This window comes from Jatrophihabitans sp., from assembly GCF_035474675.1.
Classification (GTDB): Bacteria; Actinomycetota; Actinomycetes; order Mycobacteriales; family Jatrophihabitantaceae; genus Jatrophihabitans_A.
Map to the genome: position 1 here is coordinate 1 of NZ_DATINC010000088.1, position 12,453 is coordinate 12,453.

12 protein-coding genes and 1 pseudogene are annotated in these 12,453 nt (G+C 70.9%); 2 read left to right on the forward strand and 11 right to left on the reverse strand.

Annotated elements, in window-relative coordinates; genetic code table 11:
* Nucleotides 1–187, reverse strand: a pseudogene (locus tag VLJ82_RS11030) (serine hydroxymethyltransferase); the annotation flags it as partial.
* Between the two features lie 119 nt (nt 188–306).
* A complete protein-coding gene (locus VLJ82_RS11035) occupies nt 307–957 on the reverse strand; it encodes an L-threonylcarbamoyladenylate synthase (RefSeq protein WP_408663399.1) in 651 nt (216 codons plus the stop codon).
* Between the two features lie 190 nt (nt 958–1,147).
* On the opposite strand from VLJ82_RS11035, the gene VLJ82_RS11040 reads away from it, so the two are divergent.
* On the forward strand, nt 1,148–2,413 hold the full coding sequence (locus VLJ82_RS11040; protein WP_408663400.1) for a hypothetical protein: 1,266 nt from the start codon (nt 1,148–1,150) through the stop codon (nt 2,411–2,413).
* A gap of 23 nt (nt 2,414–2,436) precedes the next feature.
* Here the strand turns inward: VLJ82_RS11040 and prmC are convergent, their stop codons facing one another.
* The 7 genes from prmC to VLJ82_RS11075 all read right to left on the reverse strand — a co-directional run bounded on the left by prmC (nt 2,437) and on the right by VLJ82_RS11075 (nt 9,001).
* On the reverse strand, nt 2,437–3,294 hold the full coding sequence (prmC, locus tag VLJ82_RS11045; RefSeq protein WP_408663401.1) for a peptide chain release factor N(5)-glutamine methyltransferase: 858 nt from the start codon (nt 3,292–3,294) through the stop codon (nt 2,437–2,439).
* A complete protein-coding gene (gene prfA / locus VLJ82_RS11050) occupies nt 3,294–4,391 on the reverse strand; it encodes a peptide chain release factor 1 (protein ID WP_408663402.1) in 1,098 nt (365 codons plus the stop codon). Before prfA ends, prmC begins: the two co-directional genes overlap by 1 nt.
* A gap of 135 nt (nt 4,392–4,526) precedes the next feature.
* Nucleotides 4,527–4,748 (reverse strand): 50S ribosomal protein L31, encoded by a 222-nt coding sequence (rpmE, locus tag VLJ82_RS11055; RefSeq protein ID WP_408663410.1) that lies wholly within the window; start codon nt 4,746–4,748, stop codon nt 4,527–4,529.
* 265 nt (nt 4,749–5,013) lie between these two features.
* A complete protein-coding gene (locus VLJ82_RS11060) occupies nt 5,014–5,916 on the reverse strand; it encodes a carbohydrate ABC transporter permease (RefSeq protein WP_408663403.1) in 903 nt (300 codons plus the stop codon).
* Nucleotide 5,917: 1 nt separating this feature from the next.
* Nucleotides 5,918–6,937: a carbohydrate ABC transporter permease gene (locus VLJ82_RS11065; RefSeq protein WP_408663404.1), complete on the reverse strand. Its 1,020-nt coding sequence runs from the start codon at nt 6,935–6,937 to the stop codon at nt 5,918–5,920.
* Between the two features lie 158 nt (nt 6,938–7,095).
* On the reverse strand, nt 7,096–8,379 hold the full coding sequence (locus tag VLJ82_RS11070) for an ABC transporter substrate-binding protein (protein WP_408663405.1): 1,284 nt from the start codon (nt 8,377–8,379) through the stop codon (nt 7,096–7,098).
* 133 nt (nt 8,380–8,512) lie between these two features.
* On the reverse strand, nt 8,513–9,001 hold the full coding sequence (locus tag VLJ82_RS11075) for a PH domain-containing protein (RefSeq protein WP_408663406.1): 489 nt from the start codon (nt 8,999–9,001) through the stop codon (nt 8,513–8,515).
* A gap of 134 nt (nt 9,002–9,135) precedes the next feature.
* Between VLJ82_RS11075 and VLJ82_RS11080 the strand changes: the two genes are divergently transcribed.
* On the forward strand, nt 9,136–10,986 hold the full coding sequence (locus VLJ82_RS11080) for a glycoside hydrolase family 13 protein (protein ID WP_408663407.1): 1,851 nt from the start codon (nt 9,136–9,138) through the stop codon (nt 10,984–10,986).
* A 6-nt stretch (nt 10,987–10,992) separates the two neighbouring features.
* On the opposite strand, the gene VLJ82_RS11085 is transcribed toward VLJ82_RS11080, so the two are convergent.
* The gene (locus VLJ82_RS11085; protein WP_408663408.1) at nt 10,993–11,676 is read right to left on the reverse strand and encodes a hypothetical protein; all 684 of its coding nucleotides are present in this window, start codon (nt 11,674–11,676) and stop codon (nt 10,993–10,995) included.
* 16 nt (nt 11,677–11,692) lie between these two features.
* Complete coding sequence (locus VLJ82_RS11090) at nt 11,693–12,310, reverse strand: hypothetical protein (protein ID WP_408663409.1); 618 nt, start codon at nt 12,308–12,310, stop codon at nt 11,693–11,695.
* Nucleotides 12,311–12,453: the final 143 nt, after the last annotated feature.

Sequence of the window (12,453 nt, forward strand, 5' to 3'; positions counted from 1 at the left end):
CCTCGGCGTACTTGTTGCTCAGCGTGCTGCCGAGCGCGGCCAGCACCGCCGGCGAGGTGAAGTTCTCGCTCGCGATCAGCTGCAGGCCGCCGCGCAGCCGGTCCAGCTCGTCCAGCACCACGCCGGCGATCTCGGGGTCGATCTTCTGCAGCGCTTCGAAATCCGGTCCCCAGTACTGCTCAGGCATCTGCTCGACGCTCCCTCGGCTGAGATCGGGATGGACGAATCTTCGCTGGCCACCCGCAACGCCTCGTAAGGAAAGAGGCTCGCAGGAAAAGGTTAGCCGACTCAGCCGACTCAGCCGACTCAGCCGGCTTCGCCGTCGAACCCACCGATCACCTCGCGCAGCCGGTCGACGCTGACCGCCCCGGCGCGCAGCAGCACCGGCTCCGGACCGGTCAGGTCCACGATGGTCGAGGGCCGGCCGGCCGGCGCCTCGCCGCCGTCGAGGTAGACCGACACCGACTCGCCCAGCTGCTCGTAGGCCTGCTGGGCGGTCACCGCCGGCGGCATCGAGGTGACGTTGGCGCTGGAGACCGCCATCGGGCCGGTCTCGGCGAGCAGTTCCAGGGCCACCGGGTGCAACGGCATCCGGACCGCCACCGTGCCCCGGGCATCGCCCAGGTCCCAGGCCAGCGACGGCGCGTGCTCCACCACCAGGGTCAGCGCGCCGGGCCAGAACGCCTCGATCAGGTCGCGGGCGGCGCCGGTCACCGCGCTGACCAGGCCGTCGATGGTGTGCCAGGAGCCGACCAGCACCGGCACCGGCATGTCCCGTCCCCGGCCCTTGGCGGCCAGCAGGCTGGTCACCGCGGCGGAGTTGAAGGCGTCGGCGCCGATGCCGTACAGCGTGTCGGTCGGCAGCACCACGAGCGAACCGGTGCTCACCGCGCGCGCCGCGGCGGTGATCGCCAGCGGCCGGGTGGCGGGATCGGTGCAGTCCAGCAGGTCGCTCATGGCTGACCATCCTGCCGCACGCCTGTTCGGCCGCCGCAGCCGCCGCTTCCAGTGGCCGGCCGGCGCCCGGACTGCCAGGATCGCACTGTTTAGCCGAGTCCCTCGTCGTCGGCGCCGCTACGCACCCTCCCGCTCCCCCGCTGTCTCCCCTGCTTTCCCTGTCCCCCGTGCCGTCCGGAAGGAACCCTCGATGCTCCCTGCTGCCCGTCCCGTCCCGTTCCGACTACTCCGGCGACGGGGCTGGCAGCGGGCGGCCGCCCTGCTGGCCGGCGCCGCCACCGCGACCGGGGCACTGGTCGCCCTGGCCGGTCCCGCGACCGCCACCAAGGCCCGGCCGGCCGCCGTTCCGGCCGGCAGCACCTGGGCGGTCAGCCTGGGCGACTCCTACATCTCCGGCGAGGCCGGCCGGTGGGCTGGCAACTCCAGCGACTCCAGCCAGACCGACGCGCTCGGCTCAGGCGCCTACTACGACGCCGGCACCGGCGAGTCGACCGTCGGCTGCCACCGGTCGAAGTCGGCCGAGATCGGCTTCGGCACTCTCGCCTCGGCGAACCTGGCCTGCTCGGGAGCGAAGTCCGCCACCTCGCCGTACTCCTCCGACAGCGACTTCAAGCCCGGACTGGACTTCTACGACGACGGCGCCGGCCACATCGGCCAGGCGCTGGCGCTGCAGAACTTCTCCGCCACCCACCGGGTCGGCATGGTGGTGGTCTCGATCGGCGGCAACGACTTCAACTTCGGCTCGATCGTGCAGACCTGCGTCGAGGACTTCCTGGCCTCACCCACCTGGTGGAAGGACTACTGCAAGGACGACGCCTCGGTGACGGCCAACTTCACCAGCGCCAACGTCACGGCCGTCACCACCCGGATCGCCAACGCGCTCAGGAACGTCAACACCGCGCTGGCCCGCAACGGCTACCTGACCAGCGACTACAGCCTGGTGCTGCAGACCTACCCGTCGCCACTACCGGGCGGCGCCGGAATCCGCTACACCGAGTCCGGCTACACCCGGCAGAACACCGGCGGCTGCGGGTTCTGGAACGCCGACGCCGACTGGTCCAACGCCACCGCGCTGCCCACCATCAACGCGGCGGTGACCAACGCCGCGGCCCAGTCCGGGCTGCCCAACATCAAGATCGTCAACATCAGCGGGCTGCTGAACGGCCGCCGGCTGTGCGAGACCGGCGTGCACAAGCTGCAGGAGACCTCGCTGGCCAGCTGGCGCAGCGCCGGCGCGGTGGACGCCAGCGAGTGGATCGAGAACATCCGTACGGTCTCGGCCGCGTTCGGCCCGTACTACGTGCAGGAGTCGCTGCACCCGAACTACTGGGCCCAGCTGGCGCTGCGCAACTGCCTGCGGCAGGCCTACAACGGCGGCGCGATCCGGGGCGGCACCTGCACCCGGACCGGCAACGGCCTGACCTCGGCCGGCGAGCCGGTGGTGACCCTGAGCTGAGGCGTCCCGCCGCCGGCCCAGGGTCAGCGGCGGATCGCCAGGCTGAACCGTGGCCGGCCGGTCAGGTCCGGCCGGCCGGCCACCCGGTCCCAGTCCCCGGCGGCAGCCAGTAGTTCGTGCAGCGCTGGGGTCTGGTCCTCGGCGTGCTCGATGCCGAGCAGCCCGCCCGGCCGCAGCAGCCGGCCGGCGAGCGCGATCAGCGCCGACATCAGCGCCAGCCCGTCCGGGCCGGCGAACAGCGCCTCGTCCGGGTCGGAGGCCACCTCGGGCGGCAGCCGGTCCCGGAGCGACTCGGCGACGTAGGGCGGGTTGGCCAGCACCGCCGCCACCGTCCCGGTGAGGTCGGCCAGCAGCTTCGGGTCGGAGATGTCGCCGGCCACCACCTCGACCGGCCGGTCGCCGGCGGCCTGCCGATCGGCGGCGTTGCGGCGCAGCCAGCGCAGCGCTGGCTCCGAGCGCTCCACCGCGATCACCCGGGCCGGCGCGAACTCGTTCGCCACCGCGAGGGCGACCGCGCCGGAACCGGCGCACAGGTCGACCACCGTGGCACCGGGCAGCAGCCATCCGGCGGCCAGCTCCACCAGCAGCTCGGTCTCCGGCCGGGGGATGAACACCCCCGGGCCGACGGCGAGTTCCAGGTGCCGGAACGGCGCACTGCCGGTCAGGTGCTGCAGCGGCACCCCCGTCGCCCGCCGGCCCACCAGCCCCCGGAACCGGGCGGCCTGCTCCGGGCTGACCGTGGGGCCGGCCAGCAGCCCGCTCCGGCCGCGGCCGAGCACGAAGGCCAGCAGCAGCTCGGCCTCCACCCGGGCCGGGCCCACCCCGGCGGCCGAGAGCTGGGCGGTGGCGGCGGCCAGCTCGGTGTGGGCCTGCGGCTGCATCAGGCGCCGGACGCCGGACCCGCATCCGACGACAGGGCCGCCTCGATGTCGGCCCGGGTCAGCGCGTCGATGACGTCGTCCAGGGCGCCGTCGAGCACCTGGTCGAGGTTGTAGGCCTTGAAGTTGACCCGGTGGTCGGCGATCCGGTTCTCGGCGAAGTTGTAGGTACGCACCCGCTCGGACCGGTCCACGGTGCGCACCTGGGAGCGGCGGGCGTCCGAGGCGTCCTGGTCGGCCTGTTCCTGGGCGTGCGCCAGCAGCCGGGCCCGCAGCACCCGCAGTGCCGCCTCCCGGTTCTGCAGCTGGCTCTTCTCGTTCTGCATCGAGACCACGGTGCCGGTCGGGACGTGGGTGATCCGGACCGCCGAGTCGGTGGTGTTGACGCTCTGCCCGCCCGGGCCGGACGAGCGGTAGACGTCGATGCGCAGGTCGTTCGGGTCGATCTCGACCTCGACCTCCTCGGCCTCGGGCAGCACCAGCACGCCGGCCGCCGAGGTGTGGATGCGGCCCTGGGACTCGGTCACCGGCACCCGCTGCACCCGGTGCACGCCGCCCTCGTACTTCAGCCGGCTCCAGACCGGCTGCTCCACGCTGCGCGAGCGCACCGCGACGGTCACCGACTTGTGGCCACCCAGGTCGGTCTCCTCGTCGTCGAGGATCTCGGTCTGCCAGCCCTGCCGCTCGGCGTAGCGCAGGTACATCCGCAGCAGGTCACCGGCGAACAGGGCCGACTCGTCGCCGCCCTCACCGGCCTTGATCTCCAGGATCACGTCCTTGACGTCGTTGGGGTCCTTGGGGATCAGCAGCTCGCGCAGCCGGTCCTCCAGCTCCGGGATCCGGTTCTCCAGCTCCTCGGCCTCGGCCGCGAACGAGGCGTCCTCGCCGGCCAGCTCGCGGGCGGTGGCAGCGTCGGCCCGGACCCGCTCCAGCTCCCGGGACGCGGTGACCACCGGGGCGAGCTGGGCGAACCGGCGGCCGAGCCGGCGGGCGGTGGACTGGTCGGCGTGCACCGCCGGGTCGGAAAGCGCCGTCTCGGTCTCGGCGTACTCGGCCAGCAGCTGGGACAGCGTGGCCGATCCGTCGCTCTGGTGAGCCATGGCTCCGTCCTGGGTCGAAGAGGGTCGAGAGGTTCCGGGTCAGTGTGGCCGGCGGTACGGCTCCGGGCTGGTCCGGGCAGAGAAAACGGCGCCCCGGGGTGCCGGTCAGGCACGCCCAGGGCGCCGTCGAGGTAGCTAGGCGGTGGTGCGCTGGCGCTTGCCGTAGCGCTTCTCGAAGCGGTCCACCCGGCCGCCGACGTCCATGATCTTCTGCTTGCCGGTGTAGAACGGGTGGCAGGCCGAGCACACTTCGGCGTGCAGCGTGCCGCTCTTGGCGGTGCTGCGGGTGGTGAACGTGTTACCGCACGAGCAGGTCACCTCGGTGACCACGTACGCGGGGTGGATGCCGTCCTTCACGGTGGTTCCCTTCTTCTGACGCCGCATTCGGCGCCGATCATGGCCGCCGGGTCGCCCTGACAGATCGACTGAGAAGCGATCTGTTCGCCGTACCGAACCGCAGGGCGAAGCAGGACGTGAACCGGAGCCGGGTCGTCAACCAGACAGTGTGCCAGTTGCGGGCACGCCTACCAAACGCCGGGGCGGTGGCCGGCATTCCCGGCGAACGCGCTCGTCCCCGCTGCCGTGGGGCAGCGGGGACGGGCGTGCGGTCAGCGGCGCGGGCTCAGCCCTTGACGCCACCGGCGGTCAGGCCGCTGACGATGCGGCGCTGGAAGAGCAGCACCACGATCACCAGCGGAACGGTGACCACCACGCCGGCGGCCATCGTCTGGGTGTAGGGCACCACGTGCGGCCCGGCGGTGAAGTTGGCCAGCGCCACCGTGGACGGCTCCACGTTCTTGACGCCGTTGGACAGCACGCTGGAGAGCAGATACTCGTTCCAGGAGGCCAGGAACACCAGGATCGCGGTGGTGAACAGCGCGGGCGCGGCCAGCGGGAAGATCACCAGCCGGAACGCCTGGCCGGGGGTGGCCCCGTCCACCCGGGCCGCCTGTTCCAGCTCCCACGGCATGTCGGAGAAGAAGCTGGTGAGGGTGTAGACGGCCAGCGGCAGCGAGAACGAGATCTGCGGCAGGATCAGCGCCGGGTAGGTGCCGAGCATCCCCCAGTCGGCGAACAGCTGGAACAGCGGGGTCAGGATCGCCACGCCCGGGAACATCGACGCGCCCAGGATGGCGGCCAGGATCAGGCCCTTGCCCCGGAAGGACAGCCGGGCCATCGCGTAGCCGGCGAACACCCCGATGATCATGGCCAGCAGGGTCACCACCGAGCCGATGAACAGGCTGTTGATCAGCGACCGGCCGAACTTGTTGTCGGTGGTGTCGAAGGCGTACCGGAAGTTCTCGAAGCTGACGTGGGTGAACCACGGGGTGGTGTCGAAGGTGTAGGCGGTGTCCCGGAAGGCCAGCACCACCATCCAGTAGAACGGCGCCAGGCACCAGACGATGATCAGCACGATCACCGCCATGGTGCCGACGTTGCCGCGGTTGAAATTGGACCTGCGGCGGGTGGCGACGGCCTCGGTGGGGGCGCCAACTGCGGTGGAACCGTGCGCGACGGCAGTCATGTCACTTACCGCCCTTTCCCGGGGTGCCGACGATATTGGCGTTGAACAGCCTCACCATGCCCAGGGCGATGGCGAAGATGAAGATGAAGGTGATGGTCGACAGTGCCGAGGCCGAGTACACGCCGCTGTGCAGCTGCTTGACCACCAGGATCGACAGCGTCGTGGTGCCGTTGGCGCCGCCGGTGAGGATGGCCGGCAGGTCGTACATCCGCAGCACGTCCAGGGTGCGGAAGATGACCGCGACGGCCAGCGCGGGCTTGACCAGCGGCAGGGTGATCCGCCAGAACCGCTGCCAGGCGTTGGCGCCGTCGACCTTGGCCGACTCGTAGATGTCGGCGCTGATGCCCTGCAGGCCGGCCAGGATCAGCAGCGCGATGAACGGCGTGGTCTTCCAGACGTCGGCGATCACAATTGCCGAGCGGGCCGGCCATTTCTCGCTGGTCCAGGCGAAGTGGGTGCCGAGCAGCTTGTTCAGCACGCCCTGCGGGTCGAAGACCACCTGCCACAGCTTGGCGGTGACCGCGGTCGGGATCGCCCACGGGATCAGGATGGCGGCCCGCACCAGCGCCCGGCCGCGGAAGGCCCGGTTCATCATCAGCGCGAAGATCATGCCGATCACGGTCTCGAGCGCGACGGTGACCACGGTGAACCCGACGGTGACGCTGACCGAGTCCCAGAACTGCGAGCCGATGTTGCCCGGCGGGCACTTGATGGTGGTGCCGGTGCCGGACGGGCACTGCTCGAGCAGCCAGTGCTTGAAGTTGGTGAGGCCGGTCCAGGCGCCGGCCTGCTCCAGCAGCCCGGTGTCCGGGTTGATCTTCTGGTTGTCGGACAGGAAGGCGTTGTAGATGGCCTTGACGATGGGATAGCCCACGATCAGGCCGAGCAGCGCGATGGTGGGTGTGACCAGGAAGAAGGCCAGGCGTCCCTCGCCGGTCTTGATCTTGTTCCGCTTGGGACGGGAGGCGGGGGGCGGCGAGCCTTGGGCGGTGGAGCCGGCTGCCGGTTCGGCGAGGGTCATGGGGCCTCCTCTGGCTATGACATCCCGGTGGAACTGAGGGAAGACATCCCGGTCTTACTAGAGAACCAGCTTTCCCAGGTTTAGGGAATGGTGCGGTGCCGGCCGGCGGAGCCAGGCGATGGTGCGCACCTGGCCCCGCCGGCCGGCGAGTGCCTGGATCAGCCGGCGGTGGCCGTCTGGATCGCGGCCGAGAGGTTCTTCAGGGCGTCCTGGACGGAGGTGGTGCCCTGCAGGGCCGCGTAGGCGTTGGTCTCGATCGCCTCGGTCACGGCGGGGTAGAACGGGGTCGCCGGACGCGGGATGGCGTTCTGGATGCCTTCCTTCAGCACCGGCAGGTACGGGAACTTCTTGACCAGCTCGGCGTCGTCGTACAGCGAGGCCAGCACCGGCGCGTTCGAACCCTGGGTCAGGTTGTAGCGCTGGACGCTCTCGCTCTCGACGAACTTCAGGAAGTCGAGCGCGGTGGCCTTGTACTTGGAGTAGGAGCTGATGGCGACGCTGTGACCGCCGAGGCTGGAGGCACCCGGGCCGTTGAGGCCCGGCAGCGGCGCGATGTCGAACTTGCCGGCGACCTTGCTGCCGGTGCCAGCGAGGATCGCGTCGGCGTAGGGCCAGTTGCGCATGAAGACCAGCTGGCCGGCCTGGAAGGCGTTCAGGCTCTGGGTCTCCTGGAAGCCGAGGGCCTCCTTGGGGATGTAGCCCTGCTTGAACCCGTCGACCAGGAAGCTCAGGCCCTTGGCGGCCTCGGCGGAGTCGACGGCCGGCGTCTTGCCGTCGTCCTCGACGATCTTGCCGCCGGCGGTGTTGATCGCCTCGGAGGCGTTCACCGTCAGGCCCTCGTACTTGGCGAACTGGCCGGCGTAGCAGGCCGGGGTCTTGCCGGTGATGGTCGGGGAGGTGTTGGCCGCCTTGCAGGCGGCGATCATCTCGTCCCACGTGGTGGGCGCCTTGGAGACCAGGTCCTTGCGGTAGTACAGCAGGCCGGCGTCGGAGGCGTACGGGGCGGCGTAGAGCTTGCCGTTGTAGGTCGCCGCCTTCACGGTCGGGCCGAGCAGCTTGTCGGTCGGCAGGGCGTACTTGCCCTCCAGCGGGATGACCCAGCCCTTGGCGGCGAACTCGGCGGTCCACACCACGTCGACGGTCACCACGTCGTAGCCGGGGTCCTTGGCCTGGAAGTGCTGCTCGAGGTCGGACAGCTGCTGGTCGGCCTGATCGGACTGCTGCTTGATCGTGACCTTCTCGTTGGCGTGGTTGGCGTTCCACTCACTGGCAAGGTGCGGCATCAGGCCGCTGTTGTCCTTGCCGGTGACGAACGTGATCGGACCACGGGCGTCCGCGCCCGCATTGGCACCCGATTTGTTGTCGTTGCTGCTGCTACACCCGGCCAGAACCACAGCCGCAGTGAGCAGGGAGACCGCACCGATGGCGACCTTGGGACTCATTAAAACTGTCCTTCCGACGATGATTCTTAAGCGCTTACAGGCAGTTGCAGAATGACATCGAACACAGTGATTGCCGAGGATCGACAGAGATAAGATGCCTAACCGTTACCTCCTCGTCGCCAGTGGCACCACATTAGTATCGATCATGACGACTCCCCCTGATACGCCGGGCTTCGATCTGATTGCCGACACTGTGAAGCCGGGCCAGCGCCCTCGGTTTGGACGTCGGAACGGCCGGTTGCAACAACGACGGCGGCACATCCACATAGCTGCCGTCGTGCCGCACCACTCGCACCGTATCGGACCCGCGCACGCCTGACACCACCTCGACCCGGGCGACCTGCGACCAGGGCAGCCAGGCCGGCTTCCACAGGTAGCGGACCTCGATGCCCTCGTCATCGGCGATCAGGTACATCCGCAGCGCGAACACCGCCAGCAGCAGGGCAACCGCGCCGGCGGTCAGCGCCAGGTAGCGGACCGTGTCGGATGGATGGCCGTACAGCACCAGGGCGGCAGCGGCGCACACCACCAGCATCAGCAGGGCCGGCTGGTACGGCGGCACCCGCACCGACAGCGGCGCCTCGGCCTCGAGCGCCGGGCGGTCCGTCCCACCTGCGGCCATCCCTGGAGTCTAGGACCGCGGCCGGTACCAGCGGCAGGGGACGGAATGCACAAGTTCTTCCCGGGTAGATTCGCAGTCCCGCCCCGCCGGGCAGCGCGGCGCGGTCAGTCCGCCGTCGGCGTCGGGAGGCTCTCGTGTCCAGCAGCCGGGCCACCTGGTGGCAGTCAGCGGTGGTCTACCAGATCTATCCGCGCAGCTTCTGCGACGCCAACGGCGACGGCATCGGCGACCTGCCCGGCATCCTGGCCCGGCTGGACTACCTGCGGCACCTGGGAGTGGACGTGCTGTGGCTGTCGCCGATGTTCCCCTCGCCGCAGGACGACGCCGGCTACGACATCAGCAACTACACCGACGTCGATCCGGTGTTCGGCTCGCTGGCCGACTTCGACCTGCTGCTGGCCGAGGTGCACCGGCGCGGCATGAAACTGGTGCTGGACCTGGTGGTCAACCACACCTCCGACGAGCACCCGTGGTTCGAAGCGTCCCGCCGCGGCCGGCACGACCCGCAGCGGGACTGGTACTGGTGGCGCGGCCCGCGTGCCGGGATGGCCGCCGGCGCGCCCGGCGCCGAGCCGACCAACTGGGCCTCGGCGTTCTCCGGCTCCGCCTGGCAGTTCGACGAGGCCAGCGGCGAGTACTACCTGCACCTGTTCTCCCGCAAGCAGCCGGACCTGAACTGGGAGAACCCGCAGGTGCGCTCGGCCGTCTACCGGATGATGCGCTGGTGGCTGGACCGCGGGGTGGACGGCTTCCGGATGGATGTCATCAACATGATCTCCAAGGACCCGCGGCTGCCGGACGGCATAGTCGGCTCCGTCGGCTCCAGCGGCTTCGGCGACGGCTCACCGTTCTATATCTGTGGCCCGCGCATCCACGAGTTCCTGCAGGAGATGTATGCCCAGGTGTTCGCCGGCCGGGACGCGCAGCTGCTGACGGTCGGCGAGATGCCCGGGGTGACGGTGGAGCAGGCCAGGCTGTTCACCGACCCGGACCGGCACGAGGTCGACATGGTGTTCCAGTTCGAGCACGTGCAAATCGACCACGGCATCGACAAGTTCCACCCGACGGCGTTCCGGCTGGTCGACCTCAAGGCCAGCTTCGGCCGCTGGCAGGCGGGCCTGGCCGAGGTCGGGTGGAACAGCCTGTACTGGAACAACCACGACCAGCCGCGGGTGGTCTCGCGCTTCGGCGACGACAGCGACCGCTACCGGGTGCGGTCGGCGACTCTGCTGGGCACCGTGCTGCACCTGCACCGGGGCACGCCCTACGTCTACCAGGGCGAGGAACTGGGCATGACCAACGGGGTGTTCGGCACGATCGCCGACTTCCGCGACATCGAGTCGCTGAACTACTACGCGGCAGCGCTGGCCGGCGAGGGCTCCGGCGCACCGCAACCCGGCGACCCGCTGGCCGACGAGACGGCGGGCGGCACGGCGGTGACCGCTGCCGGCCCGGGCCGGCAGCCCGACGACAGCACGGTGCTGGCGGCGCTGCGCCGGATGAGCCGGGACAACGCCCGCACCCCGATGCAGTGGACGGCCGGCCCGCACGCCGGGTTCAGCTCCGCCGAACCGTGGATCGGGGTGAACCCGAACCACCGCACCGTCAACGCCGAGGCCGAATACGCCGATCCGGACTCGGTGTACTCCCACTACCGGCGGCTGATCGCGCTGCGGCACTCCCATCCGGTCGTGGCCCGGGGCAGCTTCACGATGCTGCTGCCCGACCACGAACAGGTCTATGCCTTCCTGCGGCAACTGGACGCCGAGCAGTGGCTGGTGCTGGGCAACTTCAGCGCCGCGGACGTCGCGGTGCCACTGCCCGACGCGGCTGACTGGGCCAGCGCCGAGCTGCTGCTCGGCAACTACCCCACCGGCGAGGCAATCGGGTCGCCGCCGGACGCGCCCGCCCCGGCCAGGTCTGCCGAGTTGTGGCTGCGGGCCTGGGAGTGCCGGGTCTACCGCCGCACCGCACCGCCGGCCTGAGCGGCGCTACGGGCCGAGCTGGACCTGCGGATCGCCGGCCAGCCGCTCCAGCAGCACTGCTGGCACCGGCACCGCACGCGGCACCTGGGCCGTCACCGCCACGCTGCAGCCGGGCGTGCCGGGCACCACGAAGTCGGCCTGGGCCGGGCCGACCACGGGCAACGGGGCGGCCCGGGGCGGGATCGGGGCGGCTCCCGGCACGCACTGGGCGGTGGCCGAGACCTCCAGCCCGGACGGGGTCTGCAGCACGATGGTGGTCTGCACCGTCTGCCCGGTCTCCCGGCTGGTCACCGACACCGAGCTCAGCACGGTCGCGTCGGGGAACAGCCGGCGGGCCTGCACGCTCAGCGACTGGCCGAAGTCCGAGCGCACCTGGCAGTGCGAGCCGCTCGGGCAGCCGGCGGCGTCCGGCCCGGCCGGCAGGTAGGGCCGGATCTGCCGGGTCACCTCGATCACCCGGGACCGGTGCTGCCACCACAGCGCGGCGAGGGCCACCGCAACGCAGGCCAGCAGCACCGCGCCGGCGACCAGCCAGGTCGGCACCAGCCGCGGCGGGCCGGCCGGCGTTCCCGCCCGGGGACCGGCCACCGGCTGCTCGCCGGAGAAGAGCACCATCTCGTCGGCCCAGGAGTGGTCGGTGCCGGCCGGGCGCCGGGCATCCTCCGGCTGCCGGCCCTGGCGCCCGGTCATGACGGCGACGGCCCGGTCATGGCAGCGGCAACTGGACGGCCGGGTCGCGCGCCAGCCGCAGGGCGGCCTGCTCGAACCGGATGGCCGCGCCGCGGGTCCGCAGCAGCAGCGCCACCCCGCAGCCGGGCAGGCCCGGCACCAGCACGCTGAGCTGCCGGTAGGCGATCACGCTGTTTCCGGCCAGGTCGGTGAAGGCGGTGCTGGAGCGGTCCAGCCGGCCGGGCGGGCGGGGTGCGCCCGGCACGCACTGCGAGACCAGGCTCACCGTCGAACCGTCCTCGATCAGCCCCACCAGGCTCTTGCGGTAGCTGGAGCTGGTGCGCAGGTCCAGGGTGGCCTGCACGCTGAGCACCTCACCGGAGGGAAAGGCCCGGGTGAAGGCGTCGTCCAGCCCGATGGCCCGCTGCGCCACCCGGCAGTCGGCCCGCACCGGGCAGCCGCTGGCGTCCACGGACACCGCGGCCGGCGGTGCCGGCAGCACGATGGTGCGGACTCGTCGCTCGGGATGGGCCCGCGCTGCATTGACGGTGATTACCGTCGCCAGCAGCGCCAGGACCGCCGCGGTGACGGCCAGCCGGCGCTGGGCCGGGCCGGCGAATGCCCAGCCCGGCCGGCCCGCAACCGTGGCGGGCACCTCCGGCTCAGCGGTCGTCGGCGCCCGGCGTGGTCTTGGCGATCTGCATCAGGAACTCGATGTTCGTCCGGGTCTTGCGCAACCGGTCGAGCAGCAGGTCGATGCCCTGCTGCGGGTCCAGCGCGTGCAGCACCCGGCGCAGC